Source organism: Nonomuraea sp. NPDC004354, assembly GCF_053602555.1.
Genome location: NZ_JBSGDV010000029.1, coordinates 66,902 through 82,550, shown reverse-complemented (window position 1 = coordinate 82,550; position 15,649 = coordinate 66,902). Strand labels below are relative to the sequence as shown.

General features: G+C 70.4%; 15 protein-coding genes and 1 pseudogene. 7 read left to right on the top strand and 9 right to left on the bottom strand.

The features are described 5' to 3' along the window. Positions 1-946 precede the first annotated feature (946 nt). The 4 genes from ACWENQ_RS42810 to ACWENQ_RS42795 all read right to left on the bottom strand — a co-directional run bounded on the left by ACWENQ_RS42810 (position 947) and on the right by ACWENQ_RS42795 (position 4,200). Positions 947-2,176 (bottom strand): MFS transporter, encoded by a 1,230-nt coding sequence (locus ACWENQ_RS42810; RefSeq protein WP_449930948.1) that lies wholly within the window; start codon positions 2,174-2,176, stop codon positions 947-949. Positions 2,177-2,530: 354 nt separating this feature from the next. Further along, complete coding sequence (locus ACWENQ_RS42805; protein WP_449930946.1) at positions 2,531-2,836, bottom strand: hypothetical protein; 306 nt, start codon at positions 2,834-2,836, stop codon at positions 2,531-2,533. Positions 2,837-3,245: 409 nt separating this feature from the next. Beyond that, positions 3,246-3,521 (bottom strand): hypothetical protein, encoded by a 276-nt coding sequence (locus ACWENQ_RS42800; protein WP_452419382.1) that lies wholly within the window; start codon positions 3,519-3,521, stop codon positions 3,246-3,248. A gap of 403 nt (positions 3,522-3,924) precedes the next feature. Further along, entirely contained in the window at positions 3,925-4,200 is a 276-nt protein-coding gene (locus tag ACWENQ_RS42795; RefSeq protein ID WP_449930944.1) for a hypothetical protein, read from the bottom strand. A 479-nt stretch (positions 4,201-4,679) separates the two neighbouring features. Between ACWENQ_RS42795 and ACWENQ_RS42790 the strand changes: the two genes are divergently transcribed. Then, a complete protein-coding gene (locus tag ACWENQ_RS42790; RefSeq protein WP_452419381.1) occupies positions 4,680-5,534 on the top strand; it encodes a hypothetical protein in 855 nt (284 codons plus the stop codon). Between the two features lie 219 nt (positions 5,535-5,753). Here the strand turns inward: ACWENQ_RS42790 and ACWENQ_RS42785 are convergent, their stop codons facing one another. Together ACWENQ_RS42785 and ACWENQ_RS42780 are read right to left on the bottom strand one after the other, a co-directional pair. After that, entirely contained in the window at positions 5,754-5,966 is a 213-nt protein-coding gene (locus ACWENQ_RS42785; protein ID WP_452419380.1) for a hypothetical protein, read from the bottom strand. A gap of 5 nt (positions 5,967-5,971) precedes the next feature. Then, complete coding sequence (locus ACWENQ_RS42780) at positions 5,972-6,310, bottom strand: hypothetical protein (protein ID WP_449930938.1); 339 nt, start codon at positions 6,308-6,310, stop codon at positions 5,972-5,974. Between the two features lie 84 nt (positions 6,311-6,394). Between ACWENQ_RS42780 and ACWENQ_RS42775 the strand changes: the two genes are divergently transcribed. Continuing rightward, positions 6,395-6,604 (top strand): hypothetical protein, encoded by a 210-nt coding sequence (locus ACWENQ_RS42775; RefSeq protein ID WP_449930936.1) that lies wholly within the window; start codon positions 6,395-6,397, stop codon positions 6,602-6,604. 139 nt (positions 6,605-6,743) lie between these two features. On the opposite strand, the gene ACWENQ_RS42770 is transcribed toward ACWENQ_RS42775, so the two are convergent. The 3 genes from ACWENQ_RS42770 to ACWENQ_RS42760 form a co-directional block, all read right to left on the bottom strand. After that, entirely contained in the window at positions 6,744-7,499 is a 756-nt protein-coding gene (locus ACWENQ_RS42770; RefSeq protein WP_452419379.1) for a hypothetical protein, read from the bottom strand. A gap of 564 nt (positions 7,500-8,063) precedes the next feature. Then, positions 8,064-8,621, bottom strand: coding sequence for a GNAT family N-acetyltransferase (locus tag ACWENQ_RS42765; protein WP_449930932.1), 558 nt, complete (start codon positions 8,619-8,621; stop codon positions 8,064-8,066). A 42-nt stretch (positions 8,622-8,663) separates the two neighbouring features. Then, positions 8,664-9,431 carry a sirohydrochlorin chelatase gene (locus tag ACWENQ_RS42760; RefSeq protein ID WP_449930930.1) on the bottom strand — a complete coding sequence of 256 codons (768 nt, stop codon included), beginning with the start codon at positions 9,429-9,431 and terminating at the stop codon, positions 8,664-8,666. A 272-nt stretch (positions 9,432-9,703) separates the two neighbouring features. Between ACWENQ_RS42760 and ACWENQ_RS42755 the strand changes: the two genes are divergently transcribed. The 5 genes and pseudogenes from ACWENQ_RS42755 (at position 9,704) to rbsD (ending at position 15,550) form a co-directional block, all read left to right on the top strand. Then, on the top strand, positions 9,704-10,702 hold the full coding sequence (locus tag ACWENQ_RS42755) for a LacI family DNA-binding transcriptional regulator (RefSeq protein WP_449930928.1): 999 nt from the start codon (positions 9,704-9,706) through the stop codon (positions 10,700-10,702). Position 10,703: 1 nt separating this feature from the next. Beyond that, positions 10,704-12,206, top strand: a complete 1,503-nt coding sequence (locus ACWENQ_RS42750; RefSeq protein ID WP_449930926.1) for a sugar ABC transporter ATP-binding protein — start codon at positions 10,704-10,706, stop codon at positions 12,204-12,206. Then, a pseudogene (locus ACWENQ_RS42745) lies at positions 12,196-14,102 on the top strand (ABC transporter permease/substrate-binding protein). The gene ACWENQ_RS42750 and the pseudogene ACWENQ_RS42745 overlap by 11 nt, the downstream one beginning before the upstream one ends. A gap of 3 nt (positions 14,103-14,105) precedes the next feature. Continuing rightward, the gene (locus ACWENQ_RS42740; RefSeq protein WP_452419378.1) at positions 14,106-15,164 is read left to right on the top strand and encodes a ribokinase; all 1,059 of its coding nucleotides are present in this window, start codon (positions 14,106-14,108) and stop codon (positions 15,162-15,164) included. Then, complete coding sequence (gene rbsD, locus ACWENQ_RS42735) at positions 15,161-15,550, top strand: D-ribose pyranase (protein ID WP_354920722.1); 390 nt, start codon at positions 15,161-15,163, stop codon at positions 15,548-15,550. Before ACWENQ_RS42740 ends, rbsD begins: the two co-directional genes overlap by 4 nt. The last annotated feature ends 99 nt before the right edge of the window (positions 15,551-15,649 follow it).

Sequence of the window (15,649 nt, the reverse complement as noted above, 5' to 3'; positions counted from 1 at the left end):
GGTCACGGGGACGGCCAGGGCGGAGGCGGCGATGGTGGCGGCGGCGAAGGCCTTCTTGAAGTCGAGCATGAGGTTCTCCTTAGGTGGTGTGTTTCTGGGCGCCGGGGAGCTATGTGGATATTTGTACCGAGGAGTCCTTGCATGCCCCTTTCATGGAGTTAACGGATGGCATGCGAGATATCTGCATCGCCGTTCCTGTCGGGGATACCGGTGATGCCGGAAACGCTTGCCAGTCCTGGACAACGCCGACTCGGCTCCGTTCCGGCACGGATTCCCGGGGCGCGCGCAGGCTCTTTCCGCCGCGCTTTCATCCCGCTTCGCCGAATCGGAGGCAAGCAGCGTGGCCTGCGCCAGGCTTCAGCGGCGCATTCTCGCGCCCGCCGGCGCCCGTCGCGGCTCGGGCTCATCACGGGGGCGGCGATGCCGGCGGTGTGACCGGTTTCGTGGACCGTGCGGACCGGGGGCGATGGCGAGCCGACCCTCATCGCGCCAGGTCTGCGAGTGCCGTCAGCAAGGCCGCCGCCACGAACCACACGCGGCCGGGCCGATGAGAGGGCCGGCGTCGCGTGATCTCCGCGCGGCGGAAGGGCGGGAGGAGATCGGCAAGCATGGCCGTGCCGAAACCCGCTGGGCGGTCCGTACGGCGCCGCCGGCCGGTCTGGCTATCCCGGCGGTTCCGGCTATCCCGGCGGTTCCGGCCATCTCGGCTGTTCTGACCATCCCGGCCGGCACGAGCTGCGGCGTGAGCGGCATGGTGGGCGCGGCCACCCGAAGGCGGTGACTCCGCCCTCGCCGTACGGCATGCCCTTCCCTTCAGCGGCCCCCGCCGGCCCGCGGCCACGCGGCCACGCGGTCACGCGGTCACGCTCGGCCGGCATCGGACGGGGGTCGGCGGTGGGCGGTCGGACGGGACCGCGCCACCGGCCGGACCGAAGAAGCTGCCCGGTTACCGGGCGGCTTGGAGACTGCTTTCGGTCGCCGGCGCGACCCGGCGTCCGGCGAGGCGGGCGGCGGGCGGGACGAGCAGGCCGACGGCCGCCAGCGCGATCCCGAGAACGACCCAGCCACCTTGTCCCCACTCGATGCACAGCGCGGTGACCAGGGCCGGGCCGACGAATTCGGAGCCGCCCATGCCCATGCTGAACAATCCCTGGTACTGGCCGATCGCGTGGGGTGGGGCCAGCGCGAATGACAGCTCGAAGCCTCCGGCGGCATGCCAGAGCTCACCCACGGTGTGCACCACGACGCCGGCCAGCAGCATCGCGGCGGCCGCCCATGGCGGCATGCCGGCCGCGAGCGCGATCATCGTGCAGGAGATCAGGAACGTCGTCCCGGCCCGGCGCATGGCCCGGCCCGCCGCCGCCGGCGTGTCGACGCCTCTGGCGGTCCGTGCCTGGAACAGTCCGACGATGGCGGTGTTGACCAGCATCGTCGCGCTGATCAGCCAGTGGGGAGCGGACGTGGCGGCGACGATCCACAGCGGGACCGCGATGGTGAGCACCTTGAACTGCACGGCCATCAGCCCGTCCAGGACGGTCAGGGTCACGTAGGGGATGTCTCTCAGCGCGATCCATCGCGGCCCGTTGTGTGCCGGTACGGGAGGAGTGGGCGGGAGGAAGGCGACGATCGCCGCCGCGCAGAGGAAGGTCGCGGCCGCGGCGAGGATGAGCGCCACGTAAGCGGGGCGGGTGCCGACCTGGACGGCCCACCCCGCGGGGAGGGTTCCGATGGAGATGCCGATGTTGCTCACCGAGCGCAGCCGGCCGCGGAACTCCTGCGGGCGGTCCGGGCTGTGGTGGGCGATCAGTGGTCCCCGTGCGGCCAGGCCCGCGGTGGAGGCGCACGCGCTCGCGCAGGCCGCAGCGAGTAACCCCCAGAACTCGGTGGCCATGACGAACGCCGCCGTCGCCAGTCCCCCGCACAGCAGGGTGACGATGTAGAGGCCGCGGCCGCCGATCCGGTCGGCCAGGTGGCCGCTGGGCGGACCGGCCGCCAGCGACAGCAGGCCCGCGACGCTGAGGGCGGCGCCGACCTGGTGGGCCGGTAGGTGGAGGGCCTGGGTGAAATACAGCACCCCGGCGGTCAGGTAGGCGCCCCTGCCCACGGCGTTGACGAACGTGGCCGCGACGAGGACGCGCTGCGGTCCGGTGGGCGGGATCCAGGAACGTGGTCTCATGCGCGTCGTCGGTGGCTGATCTGGGCGCAGGCGGACGTGCGGGCTTGAGGTCGTGCGAGCGTCGCGACGTCGTCCGCCTGCCGTACATCGGTGGGGTGTTTCACGGTGACCAGACTGATGTAATGGGCTTGTACGACTCAACCCTTACGGCCTGGCCCCGTGAACCTGACCGGACGGCGTCCCGAGTCCACCGGCAAGCGCGCGGACGGCGTGTGGCGCTGGAGAGGCGGGCACGACCATGGGCGGTCGTCGCACACGACAAAGGCGGCCGACGCTCTTCGCGTCGACCGCCTCCGTGGTGGGGTGTCTAACTGCCGGCTGCTGCCCGCTGTGCGGTTGGGCATGATGGCGGGCTCAGTCGTTGCCGATGTTGATGTTGCCGCTGTTACCGCTGCCGCCGTTGCCGCCGGGCTGGTTGCCGCTGGCGCCGTTGGCGTTGCCGCCGTTGCCGTTGCCGATGTTGCCACCGCGGTTGTCGATCTTGATGACCTTCTTGTTGACCTTCTTGACGAACTTGGGCCCGCAGCCGGTGGCTTCGGCGGTATGGGCGACGGTGGTGGTGGGCTGGGCGGCGGCGTGCTGGGCCGACATGGTCACGGGGACGGCCAGCGCGGAGGCGGCGATGGTGGCGGCGGCGAAGGCCTTCTTGAAGTCGAGCATGAGGTTCTCCTTAGGTGGTATGTTTCTGGGCTCCGGGGAGCTATGTGGATATTTGTACCGAGGAGTCCTTGCATGCCCCTTTCATGCAGTTAACGGATGGCATGCGAAATATCTGCATCGCCGTTCCTGTCGGGGAAACCGGCGATTCGCCGGACCCTTGCGAGCCCTGGACGGGATTCGTTCGGGCAGAGACAGGCCTGCGGGGAGGGTGTCCCCGCGGCAGGGCGGTTCGCCGTCGAGCGCGTGAAAGTGGCCGCACGAATGAAAGCGGCCACGAGCCTGAAGTGGCCATACGCACGCGAGCGGTCGCGCCCAGGAGTGGCCGCACGCATGAGAAAGGCGGCCGACGCTGTTCGCGTCGGCCGCCTCTCTGGCTGACCAGGGATCGCGATCCCTGGTCGCATGGATGTCAGTCGTTGCCGATGTTGATGTCACCGCTGTTGTTGCTGCCGCCGTTGCCGCCGGGGAGGTCGCTGTCGTGGGCGTCGTTGGCGTTGCCGCCGTTGCCGTGGCCGAGGTTGCCGCCCTCGTTGTGGACTTCGACCCTCTTGCCGTGGCCGCCGTCGTCTCCCCCCATGACGTAGGAGGTGGCCGCGCTGGCGGGCTGGGCGGCCAGGGCCATCGGAACGACGAGTGCGGAAGCGGCGAGGGTGACGCCGGCGACGACCTTCTTGATGTCGACCATGAGATATCTCTTTCTGTTGGCTGCTCTGGAGAGCTGTGGTGGTGGTGGAGTGAAGCTCTGGTGAGCTATGTCCACATTTCTAGGCCCACTGACTTGCATGCCGGTTTCATGTGATTAACAGCACGTTTAGTCGATATGCCGGAATCGCTGCGCAGCGCTGCGATTCGTTGAACTCGTGCGGGCCCTGGGCGGGGGCAGGTGGACGTGTCCGAGGAGGCCGGAAAGGCTGCGACCGTCCCGTCGCCGCGCTCCGTGCGTCGCCGTACGCATGAGAGCGCCAGTGCTTTGCCGCATGCAGGAGAGCACCAGTGCTTTGCCGCGCGCATGAGAAGGGCGGCCGACGCTGTTCGCGTCGACCGCCTCTCAGGTGGACCAGGGATCGTGATCCCTGGTCTCATGGGCGTCAGCCGTTGCCGATGTTGATGTCACCGCTGTTGTTGCTGCCGCCGTTGCCGCCCGGAGCGGAGCTGTCGTGGGCGCCGTTGGCGTTGCCGCCGTTGCCGTGGCCGAGGTTGCCGCCCTCGTTGTGGACTTCGACCCTCTTGCCGTGGCCACCGTCGTCTCCCCCCATGACGTAGGAGGTGGCCGCGCTGGCGGGCTGGGCGGCCAGGGCCATCGGAACGACGAGTGCGGAAGCGGCGAGGGTGACGCCGGCGACGACCTTCTTGATGTCGACCATGAGATATCTCTTTCTGTTGGCTGCTCTGGAGAGCTGTGGTGGTGGAGTGAAGCTCTGGTGAGCTATGTCCACATTTCTAGGCCCACTGACTTGCATGCCGGTTTCATGTCAATAGATGAGGATTCGAGTTATATGTCGCAATCGTCGATGTGTCAGGGAAATCGGCGGTTCGTCAAGGTGGCGACGTACTCGGGCAGGACGGCTTTCCCTGTACGGGGGCCGATGACGTCTGCGCACGCCTGGGACGAAAGGGGCTCAGGACGAGGTCATGCTGTCCCGCCATATGTGTGACGCCATATCTGTGACAGGGTCCCTTGGCGGGAGGGCGGAGCGGCCGAACGGCGCCTGGGGCCCGGCATTCTCGCGCTGGAAGGCGGTCCCACGCACCGAGCCGGTCGGGGGTACGGGTGCCGTGCAGTTCGAGGTCGAGCCGGCCATAGGGTGCGCCGACGATCCGAGGAACCCTCGATAATCTTCGGATGCTGCGATTACTGGTGACGCTCCTGACCGTGACCGCGCTTGCCGGCGGCGACCACCTCCTTTCTCGCCGGCTCACATTCGATGACTACGCCGTCCGTGCTGTCTGGACCTGGCGCACCAGCGGCGCGGCGGAGATCTGGCGCAACGGTTTCGTGCCGACGGAGGACCTCAGCCAGATGCGGCAGGACGTGGCGGAGCGGATCTCGAGTGATGAGGAGTACGGCTTCGCCGTGGCCGTCCCGCTCCCCGCGACTCCGAAGGAGGCATGGATCCGCTGGGACGACGGCTCCACCATGCGGGTTCCCGTGATCAGCGCACGCCAGGCACTGATCGAACTGTCCCCCTACGACATGGAGGCCTCCGCTCAGGACGATCGGGCATACAAGATGACCGCCGCTACCTTCACGACCATGCGCCTGCGGACCCTGCGCGGCATGGCCACTGTTCCGGCGTGGCGGTTGTCCTTCTCGAACCTGCCAGGCCCGGTCGACCACGCCGCGGTCGACCAGGCCACGCTCGGCACCGTCGAGGAGGCCGTCGGTGACCACCTGTCCTCCGACATCAGCGGCTTCGAGGTGCTCGACGAGCGCACGCTGCGGGTGAGCTACGACTACGGCGTCTGCCTCGGTGAGAAGACGCCGACTGTCCGCCTACGGGTCGACGAGCGGCCCGATGTCGTGATCCTCGGAATCGAGGTCCACGAGCACATCGGTAATGGGCTGTGTGCGGGCGTCGGCGCATCCGGCGAGGGCGTCGTCCGGCTCCAGGAGCCGCTGGGCAGCCGGGTCGTGCTGGATGCGATGAGCCGGCTCCCCGTCTGCCTCCGTTGGTCGGGCCCCTGCCGCGCCGGGTGATCCAGGGCGCTTCCTGGCGCTTACCGCCGCCATTCGGCACAACGGGGCCACCGCCCACCCGATCACGGTCCTTGCCTCGTGCTCTTCACACCCCAGGCGTCCGGCGTTTGGTCAGGAGCAGGAAGAGCGCCCTGAACTGCGATGATGCGAATGGCCCAGGGCTCAGGTGGAGAGCGCACGTCGCCCTCTCCTCAGCGGTGGTGAGGACATCGTGCGTGGTCAGTAGCTGAGTTGCCGCCACTGGCCGGTGGCGAGGTCCAGTTCGGCATAGGCGGCGTCGCCGGGAGTGATGGTGAAGTAGACCCGCCCGTGGCCCTCGGCGACCGACCAAGGTGTCAGGTCGTCGCGCAGGAGCCGCACGCCGTCGGCGGTCAGCTCCGCCACGCCGCTCTTGCCCGCGGCGAGGAACAGCCGGCCATCCACCGGGGCCATGTCGATCAGAGACAGTCCGTGGCGGCCCATGACGGTGAAGCCCGGTTCGCCGATCCGCGCAGCACGCGCCCGCCCCGGGACTTGCCGCTGATCAGCACGTCGCCGCCCGGGAGGAACGCGATACCGGTGAATGTGTCTTCGGTGGCCGCCCCGTCCGGATCCTCGAGCACACGCCACCGCTCTCCGTCGAAGTGCAGGATGGTGCTGCCGTACCCCGCCGCGTACACGTCGTCGGCGGCTCGTCCGCGGATGCCGCCGATGGGTTTCCTGAGACCCGGATGGTGCTGGGTCCAGACCTCGCCGTCCCAGTGGTAGAGCACGCCGCCGAAGGTGCCGACATGCACGTCCTGCTCCGAACTCCCCAGATCGCCATCGGGTTGGGGCGCGAGCCGTTGGATTCCTGCGCCGGCAACTCAGCATGCCGCCAGGTGAGATCGCCGTCAGGCACATCGAACTCGAGGTCGGCGATCTCCTCCCCGTCCGGCCAGGCCACCGGCGCCGTGGTCCAGACCAGGCCGGTGGTGCTCGTCAGCCAGGGATTCCCCTGCGGCGAACACCACATCTCGCGCAGCGTGTCGTTCGTGGCCAGGACGTTCTCGGCGGGGCCGTCGCTGCCCGCCGGGCGCCGGAACACGTAGCCGGCGGCATGGGCCGCGTGCCCGGGCTTGTAGACGATCAGCAGGAAGTAGACGGTGCCCTGGACCTCGTGGACGTACAGGATGTCTTCCTGTATGTCGTTGTCGTCAGCCATGACCCCTCTCTGTCTTCCAGGATCTCTTACCTCTTCGGCGGCAGTTCCTCCAGCGGGGCGACGGTGCGCCCACCGCGTACCACCGGCAGCCCCCGCACCAGCCGGTCGATCATATGCTCGTAGCGCAGGCCCGTATCGGCGAGGTAGAGGTCCTCCCCGGGGTCGTCGCCGTCGGCGATGAGGACTTCTGGCACCAGAAGATCGGACAGGCCGACGCGCGCCGGCGGATCCTCGACGGCCAGGCCACAGCCGTCGAGGTCGAGATAGTCGGGCACCAGAGCCCGCCCGCGCAGACGTCCGCCGATCTCGGGAAGGAACTCGTCCCACATGATCGCCAGAGTGGCACGCAGGTCACCGAGGACGTCGACGTGTTGGTCGGTGGAGTTGCCGAGGAAGGTCTCGACGTGGATGTCGCCCTGGACCAGGAGGTGTGAGGTGCCGGTGAGGACGAGGTTGGCAGCTTTCAGGTCGCCGAGCACGATCAGCGACGGGCTGCCGTGGTCCAGGTTGAGGATGTTGCCGTCGACGTGGAGGTCGCCGTCGATGACGTATCCGGAGACCGCGCCGTCGATTCCCTCGTACTCGGGTCGGCCGCCTGCCTTGATCCAGGGATTCTGGTGCCGGTACTGGTGGTCGTCCAGCCAGAGCGAGCCGGGCAACGCCGCAGGCCCCGGGTGCAGGATGTACTCGTCCTCGTCCAGGTTGTCGTAGGACGCCTTCGGGAAGCCGTGACGCTCGAACAGAGCGACCGCCTCCGCCCATGTCTGGTAGATCGTCTCCATGGCCGGCACACTAGGCGCCTGCACTGACATCCCACCAACCCCGGCACACCCTCAAACCCGTTACATCCTTCTACTGACGATCACCAGCCCCGAAGTGGTGGCGGATCGGGGCGCACCACGGCTCGACTGTGGGCTCCAAGCCCGGCCTATCCGCGCGGGTTCTCGGGACTTGCTCGTCCAGGTGTTCCAAGCGGGGTCAGGCGGCGAGGCGGGTCAGATGGAAGTGGCCGCCTGAGCGGGCGGGCCGCTCGGGGATCGCCGGGGCGCCGGTCCGTCATCGCCGGTCCGCCGTCGCAGGCCGGGCGACGTCGCGCTCGGACCCGAGAGGAACGGCTCGCCGTACGGGACGGCTGAAGAGGACGGCCGGCGGTCCGCGCGTCGGACAGGGAAGAAGCGCGAACGGCGGCGCGGCCGGCGGGCCACTCTCCGGACAGGCACGAACAGCCGGAGAGCGCGATCGGCAGCCGCCCGCCGGGCAGGCGCGAACGGCCGGAGAGCGCGAACGGCTGGGGACACGATCGGCAGGCAGGAACGGCGGGCCGCTCCTCGGGCAGGTGCGAAGGGTCAGAGGGCGCGGTCGGCGGGCCACTCGTCGGACAGGGCGGAGTGGACGATGGAGTCGCGCCACCCGTGCGGCGTGTGGACGTGGTGGCGGATGCGGCCTTCCTCGACCATTCCCGCCACCAGCATCGCGAGCTGGGCCGCGGTGTTGGCCGGAGCGCGGGCGCCCCAGATGCGGTGCAGGCCGAGGTGCTTGAAGCCGAAGGTCAGCACCAGCCGGAACAGGTCGGTGCCGATGCCGCGCCCCCACAGGTCGGGCCTGAGACCGAGGCCGATCTCGGCGCTGTGCGGGTGGTCGGCCTCGATGTGCAGGCGGGCCACGCCGATCACGTCGTGGCCGTCGGCCTCGGTGACGGCCAGCACGTACAGGCGGCGGGGGCTGGCGAGGGCCGCCGCGACCGCCTCGCTGACGATCTCGACGACCTCCGCGCGGGTCCGCGGGTCGAACGGCAGGTGCTGGGTCGCGGCGGGATCGCCGTAGACGGCATGCAGAGCGTCGACGTCCTCGGCCGACACCTCGCGCAGCCCCAGCCGCTTGCCGGTGACGTGGACGCTGCGCATGCGCAGACGGTAACGCCTAGGGGACGATCTTCACAAGTGTTGTCAAGTCGCCAGTTGACTGCCGTAAGCTCGCGCGACAAGTTCGGCCACCGCGCCGTGGGCGCCGAGAGGGTCGGCGTAGCCCGCCTTGACGCTCGCGGCCGCCGACTCCAGCACGGAGGCGTCGGTCTCGTGGCCGATCAGGCAGGGGGAGATGGCCAGGCGCTCGGCCCCGGCGGCGCGCAGGCGCTCGGCGGCCACGGCCACACCGGGTTCGCTGTCGAGCGAGGCGGCCACGACGGGCAGCGTCAGGCGGGAGGCCAGCAGGACGGCGGTGGCCTGCGCGGCGTGGACGGCCTGCTCCCCGCCCACGGTGCCGAGGATGACGGCGTCGACGGGGCTGGAGACGCTGAGCAGGCGCATGCGGTCGGCCCTGGCCAGCTCCTTCTCGGCGAGCTTGATGTGCAGGGCCTCGGCCAGCAGCGGGTGCGGGCCGAGTGCGTCGGTGACGGTCGCGTCACTGCCGGTCGCGGCGATGATCTTGGTGGTCTCCTCGGTGACGCGAGGGTCGGACCAGAGCGTCAGGGGGACCACGATCGCGCCGCGATCCTGGGGGAGCTGGTCTGCCAGGTCATGGAGTGTGGCCAGCCGCACCTCGATGTGCGGGTTGTCGACCCGGACCAGCGCGGCGATCTCGGCGGCCGGCTCGCCGGCGTCGCCAGGATTGACGAGCAGCAGGACGGGGGCGTCCGGTGGCAGGGACGTGGGAACGGGCCGGCGGTGGCGACCGCCGCCGGGCCGGGGGGAACGTTCACGTACAGGCAGGCTCACGGCGCGGAGTTTATGGCTATTTGGAAAGCCGCGTGCCCGAAAACGGCGGCGATTGCATTACAACCTCACCAGTCTCACCGGCCAGTCGGGTGACTGAGATCGCATCGTGACATCCCTGGAGTAAGGCGAGCGCTTGCTCGGGTCAGGCGGCCGTCCCAATCACCACATCTCCCGAAATATCCGGTCAAATGTGATGCGGGTCACATCTTTTTGCCGTTTACTTCCATGTAATCGATTACCTAAGGTGATGTAATCGATTTCATGGAGGACGCATGGCACGCATCAAGGACGTGGCCGCACACGCGGGCGTCTCGGTGGCCACGGTGTCCCGCGTGCTGAACGACCACCCGTCGGTCACCCCGGAGACCCGCGACCGCGTCTACGCCGCCATGTCGGCGCTGCGGTACGTGCCGAACGCCGTCGCCCGGTCGCTGCGCACCGAGGCGACCAGGACACTCGGCCTGATCATCGGCGACATCCTCAACCCGTTCTTCACCGAACTGGCCAGAGGGGTGGAGGACGAGGCCAGGCGCGCGGGCTACACCGTCATCATCGGCAACGCCGACGAGCGTGCCGAGGAGCAGGACCACTACGTGCGCACCCTGGTGGGACAGCGCGTCGACGGCCTGCTCATCTGCCCCACCGCCGAGGTGACCCCGCTGGTGCAGGAGCTCGTCTCCACCGCCAGGCCGCTGGTCTTCCTCGACCGCACGATCAGCGGCCTCGACGTGCCGTTCGTGCGCGCCGACGGAGCGCGCGCCATCGCCGGGCTGGTGGCGCACCTGAAGGAGATGGGTCACCGCAGGATCGCCTTCGCCTCCGGCCCGGCCACCCTGTCCACCGGCCGGGAGCGGACCGACGCGTTCGTCGCGGCGATGACCGGGGCCGGCCTCGAGGTCAGGCCGGACTACCTGGCCGCCGGCGACTTCCGCGAAGGCAGCGGAAGGGCGATCACCGCGCGCCTGCTCGACCTGGCCGAGCCGCCCGAGGCGATCTTCTTCGGCGACAACCTGATGACGCTGGGCGGGCTCGACGAGATCAGGGCGCGCGGCCTGCGCATCCCCGACGACGTGGCCGTCGCCTCCTTCGACGACGTGACGTGGTTCGTCCACGTCGACCCCCCGATCACCGCGATCGCCCAGCCGACCGCCGAACTCGGCCGCCGGGCCGTACGGCTGCTGCTCGACCGCGTCGCGGGACGGCCGGCGGAGTCGGTGGCGCTGCCCGCCGAGCTGGTCATCCGCAGGTCCTGCGAGAGGAAGGGTGCGTGAGATGAGCCAGGAGATCCTCAGGGTCGAGGGCCTGCGCAAGCGTTTCCCCGGTGTCCTCGCCCTCGACGGGGTCGATCTGGCCCTGCGCACGGGCGAGGTGCACGTGCTGCTCGGCGAGAACGGCGCGGGCAAGAGCACGCTGATCAAGATGCTGTCCGGCGCCTACCACCCGGACGAGGGGCGCATCCTGCTCGACGGGCGGCCGGTCGACATCCGTACGGCCGGCGACGCCCAGCGGCTCGGCATCGCCACCATCTACCAGGAGTTCAACCTGGTGCCCGACCTGACCGTCGGCGAGAACCTCTCGCTCGGCCGCCCGCCGCGCCGGTTCGGTTTCGTCGACGTCAAGGCCATGCACGACAAGGCCAGGGAACTGCTCGACCGGGTCGGCCTGGACGTCGACCCCCGCACCAGGATCGGCACGCTCGGCATCGCCCGCATGCAGATGGTCGAGATCGCCAAGGCGCTGGCGCTGGACGCGCGCGTCCTCATCATGGACGAGCCGACCGCCGTGCTGACCACGAGCGAGGTCGACAGGCTGTTCGCCATCGTCAGGCAGCTGCGCGACAACGGCGTGGCCGTCGTGTTCATCACCCACCACCTCGAGGAGATCGCCCAGATCGGCGACACGGTGACGGTCCTGCGCGACGGGCGTTCGGTGGCCGAGGTGCCCGCCGACACGCCGCAGGACGAGCTGGTCCGGCTCATGGTCGGCAGGCCCATCGACCAGCAGTACCCGCGCGAGGCCGAGCCGCCCGGGCGGCCGCTGCTCAAGGTGGAGGGGCTGACCAGGCGTGGCGCGTTCGAGGACGTCTCCTTCGAGGTGCGGGCGGGCGAGGTCGTCGGGCTCGCGGGGCTGGTGGGCGCGGGCCGTACCGAGCTCGCCCGGGCGATCTTCGGCGCGGACCGTTACGACGAGGGCGAGGTCACGGTCGGCGACAGGCGGCTGCCGCGCGGCGACATCGACGCGGCCATGGAGGCGGGACTCGGCCTGGTGCCGGAGGACCGCAAGGGCCAGGGGCTGGTGCTCGGCGCCGACATCGCCGAGAACCTCGGCCTGGTCACCCTCGGAAGGGCCAGCCGCGCCGGTTTCGTCGACCGCACCGGCCAGCGCAAGGCGGCGGCCAAGGTCGCCGGGCAGCTCGGCGTCCGGATGAGCGGCCTGGAGCAGGAGGTCCGCACGCTCTCCGGCGGCAACCAGCAGAAGGTCGTCATCGGCAAGTGGCTGCTGGCCGACGTCCGCGTGCTCGTCCTCGACGAACCCACGCGCGGCATCGACGTGGGCGCCAAGGTCGAGATCTACCAACTGATCAACTCACTCACCGCCTCGGGCGACGCCGTCCTCATGATCTCCAGCGATCTCCCCGAGGTGATCGGCATGAGCGACAGGGTGCTGGTCATGGCCCGGGGCAGGCTCGTCGGCGAACTCCCCGCCGACGAGGCGACACAGGACGCGGTGATGGCGCTGGCCGTCACCGAGGTGGAGGGTACTCGTGTCCGATAAAGCGAGAGGCTGGCTCTCGGAGAACGGCGCGCTCGTCGCGCTCGTCGTCCTGGCGGTCGCGTTGTCGCTGCTGTCCAGCGACTTCCTCAGCGTGAGCAACCTGCTCAACGTGGGCGTGCAGGCGGCCGTGACCGCCATCCTCGCCTTCGGCGCCACATTCGTGATCATCACCGGCGGCATCGACCTGTCGGTCGGCTCGGTGGCGGCGCTGTCGGCGATCACGCTGGCCTACCTGTCCACCACCTCGGGCCTGCCGTGGCCGCTGGCCACGCTGCTCGGGCTGGCCGTCGGCGTGGCGTGCGGCCTGGCCAACGCCGCGCTCATCGCGTACGGAAAGCTTCCCCCGTTCATCGCCACTCTGGCCATGCTCGGCATCGCCAGAGGCCTTGCGCTCGTCATCTCCGAGGGCAGCCCGATCGCCATGCCGGACGCGGTCTCCCACGTGGGCGACACCGTCGCCGGCTACCTGCCGGTCCCCGTCCTGGTGATGCTCGTCATGGGCGTCATCGCGGCGGTCATCCTCAACCGCACCTACGCGGGCCGGGCGATGTACGCGATCGGCGGCAACGAGGAGGCCGCCAGGCTGTCCGGCATCAAGGTCAACCGGATGAAGCTCGTCACCTACGCCCTGTCGGGCGGCTTCGCCGCCGTGGCGGGCATCGTCCTGGCCAGCCGGCTGGCCTCCGCCCAGCCGCAGGCCGCGGCCGGATACGAGCTGGACGCCATCGCCGCCGTCGTCATCGGAGGAGCCAGCCTGTCCGGCGGCAAGGGCCGGGCCTTCGGCACCTTCGTCGGCGCGCTCATCCTCGCCGTCCTGCGCAACGGCCTCAACCTCCTGTCCGTCTCCGCCTTCTGGCAGCAGGTCGTGATCGGCGTGGTGATCGCCCTGGCGGTCCTCGTCGACACCCTGCGCCGCAGATCAGCCAACTGAGGGGAAGCACCATCATGAAACTCGGCATCATCGCGGCAGGCGCCGCGCTCGCGCTCGGTCTCGCCGCCTGCGGTTCCGGCGGTTCCAGCGGTTCCGGCGGCTCCACTCCCGCCGGCGGCTCCGGCGACATCAAGATCGGCATGTCGATCTCTACTCTGAACAACCCCTACTTCGTGCAGCTGCGCGCCGGCGCGGAGGAGGAGGCCAAGAAGCTCGGCGTCGCGCTGACCGTCACCGACGCCCAGAACGACGCCTCCCAGCAGGTGAACCAGGTCCAGAACTTCACCAGCCAGAACATGAAGGCGATCGTCATCAACCCGGTCGACTCCGACGCCGCCGCGCCCGCCGTCAAGGCGGCCGACCGGGTCAGCATCCCGGTGATCGCCGCCGACCGCGGCGTCAACGGCGCCGAGGTGGCGCAGACCGTCGCCTCCGACAACGTCGCGGGCGGCAAGCTGGCCGCGCAGGAGCTGGCCAAGCAGATGGGCGAGAAGGGCAAGGTCGTGGTACTGCAGGGCGTGCCCGGCACCTCCGCCTCGCGCGACAGGGGCCAGGGCTTCACCGAGGGCATCAAGGCCTACCCGAACATCCAGGTGGTCGCCCAGCAGCCCGCGGACTTCGACCGCACCAAGGGCCTGGACGTCATGACCAACCTCCTGCAGTCGCACCCCGACATCACCGGCGTGTTCGCGGAGAACGACGAGATGGCACTCGGCGCCATCAAGGCGCTCGGCGCGAAGGCCGGCGCGGAGGTCAAGGTCGTCGGCTTCGACGGCACGCCCGACGGGCTGAAGGCCATCCAGGCGGGCACGCTCGCCGCCAGCATCGCCCAGCAGCCCAAGCTCCTCGGCCAGCAGGCCGTCGGCAACGCGGTCAAGGCGGCCAAGGGCGAGAGCCTGCAGAAGGTGGTCGCCGTTCCGGTGAAGGTCGCGACCAAGGACAACCTCTCCGAGTTCACGAGCTGAGCCATGGACGTGGTGGTCGTGGGGTCGGTCAACGCCGATCTCGTGGTGCGGGTCGACCGGCGGCCCGCACCAGGTGAGACGGTGCTGGGCTCCGACCTCGGCACCTTTCCCGGCGGCAAGGGCGCCAACCAGGCCGTCGCGGCCGCCAGGCTCGGCGCGCACGCGGCCCTGCTGGCCAGGACCGGATCCGACCAGTACGGCACGCGCCTGGCCGCGGGGCTGGCCGCCGAGGGCGTCGACACCGGGCACGTCCTGTCCACCGACGGGCCCAGCGGGGTCGCGCTCATCACCGTCGGCGCCGACGGCGACAACAGCATCATCGTCTCGCCGGGCGCCAACGCGCGCCTCACACCGGCGGACGTGGCGGCCGCGGCGCCGCTGCTGGCGGAGGCGCCGGTGGTCTCGCTCGTGCTGGAGATCCCGCTCGACACCGTGACGGCGGCGGCCCGCGCCGCCCGCCGGGCGGTGCTGAACGCCTCCCCGCCGAGAGAACTGCCCGCCGAGCTGCTGGCGCTGGCCGACCCGCTGGTGGTCAACGAGCACGAGGCCGCCTTCCTGCTCGCCGTCGCGCCCGCGGTCCCAGGCATGGCGGCCGGCGTTCCCGACGACCCCGTCGGGCCTGTCGCCGTGCCCGCTGCCGTGCCCGCTGCCGGGGCCTCGGCTCCGGCCCGCTCCGGGGACCTCTCCGAGGCCGCAGAGGGGGCCGCAGAGGGGGCCGCCGAGAGGGGCGCGGAGGGGGCCGCGCAGGGGGCCTCGGAGCGGGCCGCGGGGATGGCTCGGGCGCTGCTCGGGCTCGGGGCGCGGTCGGTGGTGGTGACGCTGGGCGCGGCGGGCGCCGTGGTGGCGGAGAAGGAGGGGGCCGCCGTCACCGCCGTGCCGAGCCCTCGGGTGGAGGCGGTCGACACCACCGGGGCGGGCGACGCCTTCACCGGCGCGCTCGCCTGGCGCCTGGCCCGCGGCGACAGCCTGACCGAGGCTGCCGCCTTCGCCGTGCGGGTGGGCGCGGCCGCCGTGCGCCGTGAAGGCGCGCAGAGCTCGTATCCGCGGCTGGAGGAGTTGTGAAGCGCTCGGGGATTCTCAACGGCGCCCTGGCCGGGCAGCTCGCCAGGCTCGGCCATACCGACCAGGTGCTGGTCTGCGACAGCGGGATGCCGATCCCGCGTGAGGTCGAGACCGTCGACCTGGCGTTCGTGGCCGGCGTGCCGTCCTTCGCGGCCGTGCTGGACGGATTGCTGGCCGAGCTCGTCGTCGAGGGCGCGGTGGCCGCGGGAGAGGTGGCCGAGGCCAACCCCGCCTGCGCGGCCATGCTCGCCGACCGGCTGCCCGGCCTCGTGCACGTGCCGCACGAGGAGCTCAAACGCATGGCCGGGAAGGTCAGGCTCGCCGTGCGGACGGGTGAGGCACGGCCGTACGCCAACGTCATCCTGCGCTGCGGCGTCTCCTTCTGACCCCGGCCCCGCCGCGACCGGCCGTGCCATGACCGGCCGTGCCGCGACCGGTCCTGCCGTGACCTGGCGGCCCGCGGAATCGGGGCGCCGGGCCGCGAC